The sequence below is a fragment of the Candidatus Leptofilum sp. genome (assembly GCF_965223525.1).
Lineage (GTDB): Bacteria > Chloroflexota > Anaerolineae > Promineifilales > Promineifilaceae > Leptofilum.
Genome location: NZ_CBDCWX010000005.1, coordinates 1,445,055 through 1,460,577, shown reverse-complemented (window position 1 = coordinate 1,460,577; position 15,523 = coordinate 1,445,055). Strand labels below are relative to the sequence as shown.

Here is a 15,523-nt window from a genome sequence, read left to right as displayed (position 1 = left end):
ATTACCGATAACCGTTAGTCGCCTGCAACTGGTGACTGCATCTCGCCACGGGCCAATTGGCGGCGGAAGCGGCGGCGCAACAGTGCCAGATTTGCTTTCTCGCGCAATGCAACCAGAACCAGCGCCGCCAGCGTGGCAAACTGCGGCAGCAACTGGATTAGATTTGGCGGCAAATCGGTTACATTCTGAATACGAACGGCAAACGCTTCGGCCAAGCCGAAGAAGTAACCGGTAAGCAGCACACCGAGCGGATGCTGGAAGCCAAAAATATTGGCAGTAACGGCCACCCAGCCCAAACCGTTGCTCATATTGCGCGTGAACAGCGAAAGATGCCCAACAGAAAGAAACGCCCCGCCCAACGCACACAGCATCCCCGCAATCACCATCGCAGACACCTGCACCCGGCGCACGTTAATGCCCAACGTCTCGGCCGCCTGCTTGTTCTCACCCACAGCGCGAATGTGCCGTCCAAATTTGGTGTGGAACAAAACAATGTAGCCAATGATACAAGCCGCCCAGGAAAAGTAGACAATAAAGTTGTAACCGCTAAAAATATCTCCCAAGATGGGAATGCTGCTCAACAAAGGAATCTCAAAGTCCGGCAATCGCTGGATGCTGGGATCTGACCAAGAACCAACATTGCCAAACAGAACGCGCATCACGTAAACAGTGATCTCAAGAATAAGAAGATTGATCGCCAGCGCCAGAATGATGAGGTTCACCTCATATTTCAGGTAGAAAAAGGCAAACATATAGCCCAGCAAGCCCCCAAAAATGATGGCTACCAGAATGCCCCCCAGGGTCGTACCCATGTAAAATGTGGCCACAATCGCCACAAATGCCCCAAGCAACATTTTGCCTTCCAGAGCAAGGTTAAGTACGCCAGCGCGAGAGCAGAAAGCGCCACCGAGCGCGGCAAGGATGATTGGCGTTGCCAGCCGCAGGCCACTACTCAGCAATGCGACGGTAAACAGATCGCTTTCCATTATTCCCTCTCCTCCATGGCTAGTTCAACGGCCGTCTTCTGCCCCCTGAACCTTGCCCACCTTTCACGCAATCCGGCGATGCCTCCTATGTAAAACTTTTCCGCAGCCACAAACAAAATCATCAGGGCAATCACCGTACCACCTAATTCACGCGGGATTCCCAGGTTAATCTGCAAACCCAGTTGGGCACCCAAACCAACGCCAGCAAACAAAACCGCCACCAGGAAAACACCCAGCGGATGTACCTGCCCCAAAATCGCCACAGACAGACCAGCGAAGCCCAAACCAGGGGCAAAATCCTGGTTAATGCGGTAATGCACCCCAATCACCTCAATAGCACCTGCCAGGCCAGCCAACGCGCCACTAATAAACATGCCGCGGATGGCGGCACGGTCATTGCGGATGCCGCCAAACAGGGCAAACAAAGAGGATTGCCCGGCCATCCGCTGCTCATAACCCGGCGCGGAACGCCAAAGGTACAAATAAACAAATATCACCGCCACCACCGCAATAACAAAGCCCATCCCCCATTTAGAACCGGGCATGAAAATGGGCAATTTAGCCGCATCATTGATAACCGGGGAAAAAGCAGTAGTGCCCCGGTCAGCCCGCAGCGGAAAGTTCACCATATAAACTGAAAAGAGTACGGCGATCTCATTCATCACAATGGTGGTAATCACCTCGTTGATGTTCAATTTAACTTTCAGCACACCGGGTATCCAGCCATAAATGCCACCCACAATCATCGCCACAACCATAATAAAAATGGGGTGGATAACGGGGGGCAGGTCAATAGCAAAGCCCAGCCAAGCGGCCGTCAGTGCGCCAAGCGCAAATTGCCCTTCCTGCCCAATGCTAAACATGCCAGACCGAAAGGCGACCACCGCAGAGAGGCCGGTGAGCATGAGTGGGGTGGCTCTCTCTAGCGTGGTGAAAAAGGCGCAGCGATTGAGCGCAGAGCAGCCAAAACCGGCCTTAAACAGTTCCTCAAAGGCGGCGAGGGGTGAGTTGTCTGTAAATAAAATGAGTACAGCAGCGACTATCAAGCCAGAAATAATGGCCAAGAGCGGTACTAAAAACGTATTGATTCGCTGCTGGCGATTATAATTTTCCATAACGTTACACCACAACTTCTTTTAGCGGATCGGCAACGGCCGTTTCCTGCAACGAACTCCCGCCCATTAACAAACCGATTTCCTCTTTTGTGACCGTATTCGGGTCTGCTTCACCAGCAATGGTTCCCCGGTACATAACCAGCACCCGGTCACTGAGCGACAAAATTTCGTCCAACTCAACCGAAATCAGCAAAACCGCCGCCTGGCGGTCGCGCACCTCAACCAGTGAGCGATGGACAAACTCTATACTGCCCACATCCAGCCCGCGTGTAGGCTGGTTGGCAATAACAAATTTCGGTTCACCAGAAAGCTCACGCGCCAGAACCACTTTCTGCATATTCCCGCCGGAGAGCGTGGCAATCATCTCGCCCGGCTGGGCAGCCGCAATGGAAAACTGCTTAACAGCAAAAGAGGCAAACTTCTTCATCGCCGACTTAATCATGAACCCCAGCTTGTTAAATTCCGACAATTTGTACCGATTCACGACCAGGTTCTCATCCAAATGTGTTTCCAGGTTCAGGCCAATTTTGATCCGGTCTTCGGGAATGTGCGCCATTCCTTTTTTGCGCCGTTCACCAACGGTACGCCGGGTAATATCTTGCCCCATAAAGGTCAACGCACCGCCCTCAACGGGCCGCATACCAGAAATTGCTTCCACCAGCTCCGTTTGTCCATTGCCGCTGACACCCGCAATGCCCAAAATTTCTCCCTCTCGTACGGAAAAAGACATGTGGCGAACAGCGGGCAGCCCACTCGCATCCGTCACGGTGATGTTCTCCGCTTCAAACACCACTTTGCCAGGGGTAGCAGGTTTCTTATCCAGCTCAAGCAGCACAGAGCGACCCACCATCATGCGAGCCATATCGGGGATGCTGGTGTCGGCCACGGTGCGGGTGCCAATCATCTTGCCATCACGCATTACGCTGAGCCGGTCTGCCACATCTTTCACTTCTACCAATTTATGGGTGATGAAGATGATGGTGCGCCCCCGTTCAGCCAGATTACGCACCACGGTGAGCAATTCTTTAACTTCCTGGGGGGTAAGTACGGCCGTAGGCTCATCCAGAATCAAAATTTTTGCTTCTCGTTGCAATGCCTTCAAAATTTCCACCCGCTGCTGCATCCCTACCGATAAATCTCGAATACGTGCATGAGGATCAACAGGCAAACCAAAATCGTTGGCAAGCTGTCGTACCAATTCAGCTTCATCTTTTTTCTGTAGCACGCCATACCGATTGGGTTCAATGCCAAGCATAATATTTTCGGCAATCGTAAACGAAGGCACCAGCTTAAAATGCTGGTGTACCATGCCAATGCCTAAATTTATAGCATCATCAGGATGGTTAATCTCTACTGGCTGCCCATTGACCAAAATCTCCCCGGTATCAGGTTCGTGCAAGCCGTAAAGAATGTTCATCAACGTCGTCTTACCGGCTCCATTCTCCCCCACCAACGCATGAACCTCTCCTTCGGTAACCGAGAGAGTAACATCGTTATTAGCCAGTACGTTTGAAGAGGGGAAATATTTGGTGATGTTTCGCAGTTCTACAGCATTTGCCATGAGTTTTCCAAAAAGGGCGAATGGTGCAACGCCGCTACGGCGTCACACCACTCGCCTGATTATTTGATTTTACTTAAGCGGCGCACACGCATCCGAAGTAAGTTCAGGATCAACCAGCGCATCACAAACTACGTAATCGCCAGACAGGATGTTTCCGCGGTATTCTTCTACAGTTGATTCAACATCTGGCAACATATCAACCATGTCAGCTGGGCCTTCATCCTTGAAAGTGGTTGAGCCTTCATCCCAGGAAATGCCAGCAGCCCCATCAGACATGCCAAGCTGGTTAAAACCACCCTGGAACGTGTCGTTCAAAGCCCATTCAATCAGCGTGTAAGTGGCAATATCTACACGCTTAATCATAGAAACAATCACATGACCTGGCTGAATCCAGTCCTGATTTGAGTCTACCCCGATGGCGTAGTTATCGGTTTGGGCAGCAGCTTCCAGAACACCTTCACCGGAACGACCAGCAACCTGGTACACTATGTCCGCACCCTGCTCATATTGACCCAGAGCAGTTTCCAAGCCTAATGTTGGGTTCTCAAAATCAAAGCCCAGATAACCAACCAAAACTTCACAGTCGGGGCAAACTTCCAAAACGCCCTGTTTATAACCATAGAAGAACTGGTTCAAGGCTGGGGCATCGCCACCAACTACGGCACCAACGACCTTGGTTTCCGTCATCATCCCGGCAATAAGGCCAGCAAGGAAGCTAGACTCATGGACGTTAATCTGGAAAGCGGCAAAGTTGTCCGGTAGCGATTCGGCGAAAACGTCTGACGGCGCACCAAATTTTTGATCTGGGAACTCTTCTGCCAAAGCCAGCACTAGTTCGGCATCTAGCGCTAAAGGCAGAACGATGTCATTGCCAGCCAGGATGGCACCACGCATTGCAGCTTCATGCTCAGTAATACCGGCCGTTTCGATGACAGTGCCGGAAACGCCCAGTTCTTCCATTGCCCGTTCAGCCCCGCGATTGGCGGAGTCGGCAAAAGAACGGTCGCCCAACGCGCCAGGCAGCACTAGGGCAAAGCTAAAATCAGAATTATCTGGGGCAGCTTCCTCCTCTTCATCCGCCATATCCTCATCTTCGGCGGCACCTTCATCGCCGCTGGTATCAGCAGAACTATCTTCACCAGAGGTATCTTCGGCTGCATCGTCTCCACCGCAAGCTGTAAACAACAGAGCGAAGAGCATTGCCAAGATTAATAAAAGGGTTTTGCGTCTCATTGTTTCCTCCTTTAGGAATATTGTGAGCAAACTACAAAATTAAGGCTTACGCATTTTTCGTGCTGGGGTCAGCATCTCGCCGCGCCACCTAGCTGGCCGCGTAAGTCCTGAAAATGAAAAAAGCACGCAGAAGCGGCTTTTGACGAACAAGGTTGAATGGTTTTTTTGCGGTTTTTGAGAACCGGGGTAGCCGGGTAACAATCGGTGCTGGGGCAATTTTTGCGGTGTCAGAAGAGTCGCACCATTTGGTGTGAAGTTCATCGCCAAGAACCCTTACGTGGAGTTGAAGATTACCGAATGTAACTAGTTTTGACGAAAATGCCATGTTTGTGTGAGGATTCCGTCTTCTCTTTTCAAAGTATCTTAACAATGTCGAAAAGTATAACATGCTTACATTTTTACGCACCTTTTGTTTTGGTGCGGGCTCTCAACCAATAACTGATAGTGGGCATCACCATGAGGATCATCATTAAGCCAATAATGATGTTGCTCAGTTGGCGGGGCACGGCCGTTTGCAACTGCAACCCATTCAACGACCCTAAGCGCAACCCGCCCAACAAAAATGAGCTAAACACAATCCCCAATGGATGAAGCTGCCCCAGTAAGCTCACAATAATGCCGTCAAATTGATCAATCGTGGAAAAGCTGGACACAAACCGATGATGCACCGCCAGCACTTCTAGCCCACCCGCCAAGCCAGCCAATCCGCCGCTGATAAACATGCCGCGCACGACCGCCCAACGTGCATTCATTCCCGCAAATTTGGCAAACAAGCTCGCCTGCCCAGCCATGCGAACTTCTAAACCTTTACCACGCCGCCAAAGATATAAGTAAACGAGAACGGCAACGCCAATGGCAATAAAGAAAGCAACTGTCAATTTTGTAGTCGGAATCAGCGGCGTAAAGCGTACTTCCTGGGGGATGCGCCAAAAGCTTACGCTGCCCGTTGCCGCCAGCGCCAGCGTATTAAAGATGAGCGTGGTAATTACCTCGTTGATGTTCAGGTAGGCACGCAATGCACCCGGAATGGCGCTCCAAATGCCTCCCGCAATGACGCCGCCAAGCAAGCCAACGCTCATTCTCAACCAGGGTGCACCGGGGAGCGTCACAACAAGAAATGTTGTCGCGCCCGCACCGCAAACCATCTGCCCAAACTGACCAATGCTAATCATGCCAGAGCGAAAGGCAACCATCGCCGCTAGGCCACTGAGGATCATCGGCGTGGCGTACTGTAACGACGTCCAAATGGCACAAAAGCCGCCGCTGCCCGCACAGCCGAATCCGGCCGAAAACCACAGTCGGTACGCCTCAAGTGGGTTTTCACCCGTGGGCAAAACAATCAGTAGGCCAAGCATCAAGCTAAGGATGACGGCAAGAAACGGCTGGAAGACGGGTGCGGGCTTCAGGTTCATTTGCTGCTGGCTGCATCAAGCTGTGCCAATTGCCACATTGCCTCCAGGCCAATTTGGATAGCTTGCTGCTCGCCTTGACGGTAATCGGCCTCGCCCCACTCTGGCTTGATGACGCCCGGTGCGCCATCGGAAGCGTACAAAGCCCCCGTGCGCCAGCTGCGATAGGCTCCCACCACAAAGAGCGTATCGCTCTCCATTTCTACCGAGACCACGCCCGCCGTCTTAAAAATGTCGCCGGAGCCTTCCTCACGCGGAGCATAAAAAGCATCCCCTGCCAAGCCCACACCGACCGTGTAGGAAATTTCCATTGCCTCGGCCGCTTTTACCAATTCGCGCAAAACGGCAAAGGTGGGTACGGCTGGAAAGTTGAGTGGCAGATAAGCGTTGGCCGTGCCGCCCGCACGGAATGTACCGCTGGCAATAATCACGTCGCCTGGCTGCTGCCCATCCTGAAAGACACCGCAGGAACCAACACGAATGAACGTATCGGCTCCCATGTGGGCCAGTTCTTCCAGGGCAATGGCTACCGTGGGGCCACCCATGCCCGTGCCGCAAACCGTCATGAACACATCTTTATAATGGCCAGAGAAGACGGCATAGCCACGGCTGTCTGTGACTAGATAGCTTTCGTCCAGATGATCGGCGATCTTTTTGGCACGCGCCTGGTCGCCGGGGCAAAAAACGTAACGGGAAATCTCTTTTGGATCACACTGAATATGCCATTCCATTTGGTTCTTCCTCCTTGGGAAATTATCCACAGATTACACAGATTTCGCAGATTTGAACCTTAATCCGTGCAATCTGCGAAATCTGTGGATTATTCTTTAAAGTGAGCGAGCTGCGCGATTTGTTGGGCGAGGTCGCTGATGGCACGGCCGTTCTCACCCGGAATGTAGCTCTCAATTTCATTATTTAGCGGGGCTGTCCAGTGGGGCGGGATATTGTCTGCGTCCAGCATCACGCCCAGGATGGAACCGACCGTCGCGCCGTTGCAATCTGTGTCCCAGCCGCAGGCAACGGCCGTTCCCACCCCCGCCGAAAAATCATCACCACCGTAAAGCAAGCCCAGCGTTACCAAACAGGCGTTGGGAATGGTGTGAATCCAGTTTTCGCCTACGTCGGCATTGTAGCGGCGGCGGCAAAATTGCTTGATTTGGCGGAAGGCATCCTCCCAGCTTTTTTCTCGCTTCACCCAACCAATCACCTTCTCAACCGCCTCATGCAGGCGACTGCGCGGCGGAATTTCGGCTAGCCCAGCGCGAATTATCGCTTCCGGCTCATCCAGGACAAAGGCAGCAGCCACCATCGCCGCCACCCACATCGCGCCGTAAATGCCGTTGCCCCGATGGGAGAGAACGGCATCTTTGTAAGCTAACGCCGCCGCCCGTCGTGGCTGGCCGGGACAAATGTAACCGTACACGTCGGCCCGAATTTGGGCACCGATCCATTCGCGGTATGGATTGTGTAAATCTGCGGCCGTTTCTGCCGCAACCCCGTTGACCAAATGTTTGTACACAACCCGCTCTGCCGTGAAGACACGGCCGTAGGCAAAATGATCCAGCCAAAACTGCCCCACATCCGCCGAGGTAAAATCGAAGCCGTGCTTTTGCAGGATAAGCAATGCCGCCAGCGTGTACTCCACGTCGTCGTCCTGCACCACGCGGCGGATATTGCCCCGCGTGGTGTCGTGCCAGCGGCTCCATACTGGCAGCGGGAAGCCATCTGGGAACGGCTCCCGCAGCGGCACGTAGTCACGTAACGGATACGCATCTGCCAATTCCAAATACCGCCAAATTTGGGCGGCTGGCCAGGTGCCTTCCAGCGGCTTGCCCAACATCATTCCGGCAAACCGCCCCAGCAGCCCACCATGAATTTTGTTGGGGACGGCCGTTTCATCCACCCCAGCCAATTTCACAGAGTCACAACTTTGCTGGATCGCTCCCAAATCATCTGGTTCGTCATATAGCCAATTAGGAACACGCGGCAGATTGACTATTTGCTGCCAAAATGGCTCTGCTTCGGTTGGGGAGAGAGGGGCTTGGGAAACGGCCGTTCGCAATTCAGCCAACAGTCGGTGGTCAAATCCCTGCTGTTCGCGCAAATCCAGTTCGGCCAGTAAAAGTTCTTGCGGAGAGTACATATTCGCTCGCTGGGTGATTCGATTCACTTTTCGTCAAATAAAATCTCTTGCCGCATAATATTATCTGAAAGTAGGCAGAGAAACCCAAACTCTATCGCGTGTTGCATATTGCGTATTGTTTTTTTGACTACGTAATACCAAATACGCAATTTGTTTTTGACATAATCACACAAAGCGAACCCAATGGCCTCACCTAACATCCTCCTTTTTTTGACCGACGATCATGCCCAATGGGCGATGCACTGTGCCGGAAATAGTGAACTTCGCACGCCGACCTTTGATTATTTAGCCCAACACGGCACGCGCTTTGCCAACGCCTTCACCCCCACGCCCGTCTGCTCCCCGGCGCGGGCTTGTCTGCTCACCGGGCGGCTGGCCTCGCAGCACGGCATCCACGACTATCTGGCCTCTGGCGACCCTGAAATCAACGATATCCATTGGCTGGCACAGGAAACGACGCTGGCGCAGCTTTTTCAGGCAGCAGGCTACCAAACGGGGCAGTTTGGCAAGTGGCATCTGGGGCAGGACGAACACGCTGCCGCCGGCTACGATAGCTGGTTTACATTGGGACGCGACTATCCCATTCCGCATGAAGGGCCATTTCGCTATGGGGTGAACGGCCGTTTCCAAACCCTCCCCGGCCGCATTAGCCACAACATCACCGAGCAAGCTGTGCAATTTTTGCGAGCGCGGGATGGGGAACGGCCGTTTTTCATGACGGTGGGGTATTACGCTACCCACAGCCCGTGGGAAGGGCAGTCGGAACGATTAGCCGCATCTTACCGCCACGGCAACTTTGCCGATGTGCCGCTAGACGAGACGTATCCCTTTGGTGAGCAAGCTCTGGAATCGCTGAACAAAACCCGCCAAAAGCCACGCGAGGCGCTGGCGCAATATTACGCGGCGGTGACGGAGATTGATACGGCCGTTGCCCGCCTCCTTGACGAGCTGGACGGATTGGGCCAGCTAGACAACAGTATCATCATTTACACATCCGACCACGGGTTAAACTGCGGCCACCACGGCATTTGGGGCAAAGGCAATGGCACGCTGCCACTCAACATGGTCGAGGAATCCATTCGCGTACCGCTGATTTGGTACGACGGCCGTTCGCCAAGCGTACAGCCGCACGCACAGACTCCCCGCACTGAATTTGTCGATCATCTCGACACCTTCCTCACGATTTTAGACGTGGCAGGCATTGCCCCGGCCAACAAAAGTTTCGTTGGCCGCAGCTACCAACCGCTGCTGCACAACCAAGCTATGCCCGACTGGCGTGCCGTGCAGTTTGGCGAATATGGCGATGTCCGCATGATTCGCACCTCGCGACACAAGCTGGTTTACCGCTATCCCGATGGCCCGCACGAGCTGTTCGATCTGGCCGCCGACCCGCGCGAAATGAAGAATTTGTTCAACCAACCCGACATGCAGCCTATCGTCCAGGCACTCATTGGGCGGCTAGAAGCCTTCTTTGCCAAAAACGAAGACCCCGCCAAAAGCGGCCTGCGCGTACACAACCTACCCCGCCACAACTTCAGCGAAGCGTGGCGAACTGGCTAACCTGTCATTCCCGCGGATGCGGGAATCCATTCTGTGAACGAATGTGGATACCCGCCTTCGCAGGTATGACATATGCAAAACAAAAATCTGTGTAATCTGCGAAATCTGTGGCAAAAAATATGGAGGAAATGATGGCAGTTGTAGTTCTTGGCAGTATCAACATGGATTTGACCACCTACGTCCCCCGCCTGCCTGCGCCGGGCGAGACCTTGTTTGGCAGTGCGTTCATCACCGTGCCAGGTGGCAAGGGGTTCAACCAGGCGGTTGCCGCTGGGCGGCTAGGCGCACCCACGCAGTTTATTGGCCGCATTGGGGACGATGCCTTTGGCAAAGGCGTGCTAGAACTCGTTGCTGATGAGCCAGTGGACATCAGTGGCATTTCGGTGGATTCAAACGTCGGCACCGGGCTAGCCGTCATCAGCGTGGACGAGGCGGCCGAAAACGCCATCATCGTTATCTCTGGTGCCAACATGGCCCACGATTCGCGTGAGGTCGCCCGCACCCGCAAGACGCTACAAAGCGCCAAAGTGCTGCTATTGCAGATGGAAAGTCCGCTGGAAACGTCGCTGGCGGCGGCAACAGTGGCTCGTGAATTGGGAGCCACCGTCATTTTTGATCCAGCCCCCGCCAAACCGCTACCCCCAGAAGCATATCAACTTGCACAAGTGATGACGCCAAATGAGCTGGAGACAGAGGTGCTAGTTGGTTTTCGCCCAACAAACCAAGCGGAAGCGGCCAAAGCAGCAGACATTTTGCTGGAACGTGGCGTAGATACGGCCGTCATCAAACTGGGCGCACAGGGGGTTTACTACCAATCTGCCACCGAATCCGGCTTTGTAGAGCCATTCACCGTCAACGCCATAGACACCGTAGCGGCGGGGGATGCGTTTAATGGTGGCTTGGCGGTGGCGTTGGCAGAGGAACGGCCGTTGCCCGAAGCCATCCGCTGGGGAGCCGCCGCTGGCGCACTGGCCACCACCAAGCCCGGCGCCAGCTCCGCCATGCCCACCCGCACAGAACTAGAATCCCTACTAAAAAAGTAACAGCCACAGATTTCGCGGATTATTGGGATTAAAAGCAGAAAAAATCCGCGTCAATCCGCGAAATCCGCGGCCAAATTTTTACAACCATGAAAATATTGCTCAAAGCGGCTCAGGTTGTTTGTTTGGATGCCCAGGACACGATTTTGGAGCCGGGTTATTTGCTGATTGAAGACGGCCGTATCCAATCCATCACATCTTCACCTCCTGACGATTTTGCGGGAACGGCCGTTGATTTGGGTAATAAGCTGCTTATGCCGGGGCTGGTCAATACCCACACGCATACGCCGATGGTGCTTTTCCGCGGGCTGGCTGAGGGGCATTCCCTATTCAACTTCGAGGGCTGGTACAACACCATCCGGGTGGTGGAAGAGGTGATGACACCAGAGATGATTCCTGCGGCCGTTCTCGTCTCCTGCGCCGAGATGATCCGCACCGGCACCACCACCTTTGCTGACCAATATTTCTGGATGGAGCAGATCGTTCCCGCTGTACAACAAAGCGGCATGCGGGCGGCGTTGGGTTACGGCGTGGTGGAGCTAGGCGAAGAAGAAGCCCGCCAGCGAGAACTGGACGCCGCCACCCAATTCTTGCAATCCGTCGCCCATGACCCACTGATTGAGGGCTGGGTCGGCCCCCACGCCTTTTTTGTAGACAACAGCGAAGCAGCGATGGCTATTGAGCTAGATTTGGCCATCGAGTTTGACACTGGCTTCCACATCCATCTCAGCACCAGCGGTGAGGAAGACCGTTACTGCCGGGAGAAGTACGACCGTACCGCCATCCAGCAGCTACACAAAATGAACATGCTCCAGCGACCCATCATGGCTGCCCACTGCCTCACCCTCCCGCCAGAAGATTACCCGCTGCTGGCTGATGTGCCGTTTACGGCCGTTATCAACCCCTCCTCCGCCATGCGTAACGCCGCTGGGGTTGCTGACGCTTGCGGCATGTTAGCGGCGGGCATCAATCTTGCCCTCGGCACCGACAACGTGACCAACAACAATAGCTACGATATGTTCAAAGAGATGCAAATTGTAGGCAAGCTGATGGCACTGCACCACCGCACCCCCAACGCCCTGCCCACCCGCACCATTTTGCACATGGCGACGCTCGGCGGGGCGCAGGCACTTGGCTTGGCAGATGGAATTGGCTCGCTGGAAGTGGGCAAACAGGCTGACCTCATCGCCCTGGATTTAGACGAAATTGGCTGGACGCCGTGCAACGGGCAAGATGTGTACACCGCCCTCGTCTACGCCATTTCCGGGATGCACGTCCGGGATGTGATGGTGGCGGGGGAATGGCTGTTGAGAGACGGCCGTTTCCAAACCATCAACTACCAACAAGCCCGGCAGGATTTAGAAAACAGCTACCGAAATTTAAGCGTATTGCGTAGTGCGTAGCGAGCATTTGGATATGCACTACGCAATACGCCTTTCCCACAAACGCAAAACAGGAGAAAAATCACCATGGAAAAACTAATCATAGACACCGACCCAGGCGTAGACGATGCCGAAGCCATCCTGATGGCTGCTGCCCATCCCAACGCCACCATTGCCGCGCTGCTGGCCGTCGGTGGCAACGTCGGGTTAGAGCATACCCTCCGCAACAGCCTCACCATCGTCGAGATGATTGAGCAGGACGTGCCGGTTTACGCGGGCTGCGATAAGCCGCTAGTCATCTTCCAGGAAGATGCCGCCTTTGTCCATGGCGAAGACGGCCTGGGCGATGTCGGCTACGTGCCAAAAACACGCCAGCCAGAAAGTGAACACGCGGCTCTGGCACTCATCCGCATGGCCAATGAATCGCCGGGTGAATACACATTGGTGGCGATTGGCCCCCTCACCAACATCGCTGTCGCACTAAAATTAGACCCAACCTTGCCCGAAAAGCTAAGGCGCTTTGTGGTGATGGGTGGCGCAGTGACAGCGCACGGCAACACCAGCAACGTCTCCGCTGAATTCAATATCTACCACGACCCAGAGGCGGCGCACGTGGTGTTTGAAGCGTGGGAACAGTATGGCGGCCTCATTGAGCTAATTGATTGGGAAGCGACGATGCGCCACGGCATCCCGGAGGACGTAGTTGAACGATGGCACGCCATCAACACGCCAAAAGCCCGCTTTTACAAAGATATTTCCGCCAAAATTTTAGAGTTCATCACCAAATATATGGGGCGCACGATGATGTTTGGCGCAGATCCGCTGGCGATGGTGGTGGCCTTGGAACCAGATGCCGTCCTCAAGGCAGAAGAGCGTCACGTCTCGGTAGAGCTAACAGGGATGTACACACGCGGGCAAACGACGGTGGATTGGGGGCAACGCAACGGCCGTACTGCCAACTGCAATATCATCCTAGAGGTAGACAGTGAACGTTTTTTTGCCCTCATGGAACAAGGGTTGAGATAATCTGGATATTGCGTATTTCGTATTGCGTAGGCTTGAGTCACTTACGAAATACGCAATACGCAATAATATTCATGAACGAATTGGTAACACTTGTTAAAAAGTATGAAGCACCGCTGCTAGCCTTTTTACGGGACTTGGTGCGGCTGAAGTCTGTAAACGGCCGTCACCCAGAAAAAGCCGTGGCTGAACGAATCGTGGCCGAAGCGGAGAATTTGGAACTGGACGGCCGTCTAGTTGCCAAAGAGCCACTACGCCCCAATGCGCTGGTGCGTTGGGGCAATGGATCACGTGGCTTTGCCCTCATCGGCCACATGGACACCGTGGCTGCCGGAGACACCAGCCAGTGGACTTCGCCGCCCTTTGAGCCTGTGGTGCGGAACGGCCGTCTTTACGGGCGCGGCACGGCAGATAACAAAGCCGGGTTGGCTATCGGTCTTTACACGCTTGCTGCTTTGCGTGATGAGGGGAAGCTAAATCCCCATGACGTCACGCTCGTTTTGGCAGGCGTCGCCGATGAAGAGTCCGGAGCCAGCAGCGATTTGGGCGTGCGCTACTTACTGGACGAAGGGCATTTGCCCGTGCAGGGCGCGATTTACACCTACGCCAGCGACATCGTTTGTGTGGGGCATCGGGGATTGTTGCGGCTAGTGCTGACAGCGCAGGGAACGGCCGTCCATTCCGGCAGCGACCAATGGAGCCGAGGCGAAGGTGGCGTCAACGCCGTCACCGGGCTGGCCGCGATATTGCTCCAATTGGAACAATTGCAATTGCCCTACGAGCCACATTCCGCCTTCGATCATCTGGGTTTTACCATGACCCCCGGCACGCTGTTCAGCGGTGGCGAATTTGAGAGCATGGTGCCTGGTGCGGCAACGGCCGTCATAGATTGCCGCCTCATGCCCGGCCAAACCCCGGAAGCTGTGCTGGATGCCGTGCAAGGCATTATCGGCGCTGAATGTGCCAACCGACCCGGTTTGCGCGTGGACATCCAGGTAAAAAACCGCCTGCCCGCCGCTGCCATCCCCGCCGAGCACCCCCTGGCGCAAATTGCCCAGCGGCACGCCCAGGCCCTCACAGGCAAAGCGTGGCCCATTCGCGGCGCAGGCCCAGCCAACGAAGGGTACATGCTCATCAATGCGAGCATTCCCACCCTGCCCGGCTTTGGCCCTACAGGTGACAATGCCCATGCCCCGGATGAATGGGTGGCGATGGATAGTTTGATGGAAACGGCTGTCATCTACGCCACCATCATTTCAGATTACCTTTCGTAGGGCGAGGCGGTTGGCCTCGATCTACCACAAAACTGAATACAAATCCCATCCAACCGCCTCGCCCATTTGCCACAAAAACCACCATCTGTGCGCGTGCCGGGAATGATGGTTTGCGATAATGTTGGGCGAGGCAATCGGTGCGAAGATGGTTTTTTTGAGTCAATATTTTGGCCGATTGCCTTGCCCTTACCACCACACAATCAGGAGAAAATCATGTCTAATTTACCCCGCGACCCCTGGCAAGATGTCACCACCATTCACGGCTTCCCTGCCGATCACGTCATCTCTGCCCTGCAAAAAGAAATCCGGCGCGGCAACAGTGAAAACGCCGCACTGCTCGCCTACGAAATGGTGCTCACCAGCCCTGCTATGGAAGATTACCTCTGGCAGCGACTCATGATTATTTCTGTGGAAGATATTGGCTTTGGCGACCCGCAGGCTCCGGTGCTGATCAACGCGCTGGTACAAATGCTGGCTCGCATGGATCGCAGCGTCGCTGAACGTAAACTGTTTGCCGTCCACGCTGTGCGCTACCTGTGCGCGGCCCAAAAAGACCGCTCCAGCGATGAGATGATCAACTGGATGATCCACGGCGTGGCCGCTGGCACACTACGCCCCACTATCCCCGACTATGCTCTGGACATGCACACTGGCGACGGCCAGCAGATGGGACGTGGCCGCGCACATTTTTGGGCCGAAGGCGCAAAAATCGCCCCCGAACTGTCCAATCGGGACACCACCTACCGCGATTACATCACAAAATTACTCGAAGAGGGTGCTTGGGATTAAAAATCGTC

General features: G+C 54.4%; 13 protein-coding genes. 6 read left to right on the top strand and 7 right to left on the bottom strand.

From position 1 onward, the window contains the following. Positions 1–14: 14 nt before the first annotated feature. The 7 genes from ACOQPM_RS11775 to ACOQPM_RS11745 all read right to left on the bottom strand — a co-directional run bounded on the left by ACOQPM_RS11775 (position 15) and on the right by ACOQPM_RS11745 (position 8,474). Positions 15–986, bottom strand: coding sequence for an ABC transporter permease (locus tag ACOQPM_RS11775; RefSeq protein WP_420629456.1), 972 nt, complete (start codon positions 984–986; stop codon positions 15–17). Further along, positions 986–2,101 carry an ABC transporter permease gene (locus tag ACOQPM_RS11770; protein WP_420629455.1) on the bottom strand — a complete coding sequence of 372 codons (1,116 nt, stop codon included), beginning with the start codon at positions 2,099–2,101 and terminating at the stop codon, positions 986–988. The genes ACOQPM_RS11775 and ACOQPM_RS11770 overlap by 1 nt, the downstream gene beginning before the upstream one ends. 4 nt (positions 2,102–2,105) lie before the next feature. Then, positions 2,106–3,662, bottom strand: coding sequence for an ABC transporter ATP-binding protein (locus tag ACOQPM_RS11765; RefSeq protein WP_420629454.1), 1,557 nt, complete (start codon positions 3,660–3,662; stop codon positions 2,106–2,108). Between the two features lie 69 nt (positions 3,663–3,731). Then, positions 3,732–4,895 (bottom strand): BMP family ABC transporter substrate-binding protein, encoded by a 1,164-nt coding sequence (locus ACOQPM_RS11760; protein WP_420629453.1) that lies wholly within the window; start codon positions 4,893–4,895, stop codon positions 3,732–3,734. Between the two features lie 398 nt (positions 4,896–5,293). Next, entirely contained in the window at positions 5,294–6,307 is a 1,014-nt protein-coding gene (locus tag ACOQPM_RS11755; protein ID WP_420629452.1) for an ABC transporter permease, read from the bottom strand. Continuing rightward, positions 6,304–7,035, bottom strand: coding sequence for a nucleoside phosphorylase (locus tag ACOQPM_RS11750; protein ID WP_420629451.1), 732 nt, complete (start codon positions 7,033–7,035; stop codon positions 6,304–6,306). Before ACOQPM_RS11750 ends, ACOQPM_RS11755 begins: the two co-directional genes overlap by 4 nt. Before the next feature lie 89 nt (positions 7,036–7,124). After that, entirely contained in the window at positions 7,125–8,474 is a 1,350-nt protein-coding gene (locus tag ACOQPM_RS11745; RefSeq protein ID WP_420629450.1) for an ADP-ribosylglycohydrolase family protein, read from the bottom strand. A gap of 156 nt (positions 8,475–8,630) precedes the next feature. Between ACOQPM_RS11745 and ACOQPM_RS11740 the strand changes: the two genes are divergently transcribed. From ACOQPM_RS11740 to ACOQPM_RS11715, 6 genes are all read left to right on the top strand, one after another. After that, a complete protein-coding gene (locus ACOQPM_RS11740; RefSeq protein ID WP_420629449.1) occupies positions 8,631–10,007 on the top strand; it encodes a sulfatase in 1,377 nt (458 codons plus the stop codon). 128 nt (positions 10,008–10,135) lie between these two features. Beyond that, the gene (rbsK, locus tag ACOQPM_RS11735) at positions 10,136–11,050 is read left to right on the top strand and encodes a ribokinase (RefSeq protein WP_420629448.1); all 915 of its coding nucleotides are present in this window, start codon (positions 10,136–10,138) and stop codon (positions 11,048–11,050) included. 86 nt (positions 11,051–11,136) lie between these two features. Then, positions 11,137–12,450 (top strand): amidohydrolase family protein, encoded by a 1,314-nt coding sequence (locus ACOQPM_RS11730; RefSeq protein ID WP_420629447.1) that lies wholly within the window; start codon positions 11,137–11,139, stop codon positions 12,448–12,450. 66 nt (positions 12,451–12,516) lie between these two features. Beyond that, positions 12,517–13,455: a nucleoside hydrolase gene (locus tag ACOQPM_RS11725; RefSeq protein ID WP_420629446.1), complete on the top strand. Its 939-nt coding sequence runs from the start codon at positions 12,517–12,519 to the stop codon at positions 13,453–13,455. A 71-nt stretch (positions 13,456–13,526) separates the two neighbouring features. Then, entirely contained in the window at positions 13,527–14,726 is a 1,200-nt protein-coding gene (locus tag ACOQPM_RS11720) for a M20 family metallopeptidase (RefSeq protein ID WP_420629445.1), read from the top strand. A gap of 213 nt (positions 14,727–14,939) precedes the next feature. Next, positions 14,940–15,515: an AAA family ATPase gene (locus ACOQPM_RS11715; protein ID WP_420629444.1), complete on the top strand. Its 576-nt coding sequence runs from the start codon at positions 14,940–14,942 to the stop codon at positions 15,513–15,515. Positions 15,516–15,523: the final 8 nt, after the last annotated feature.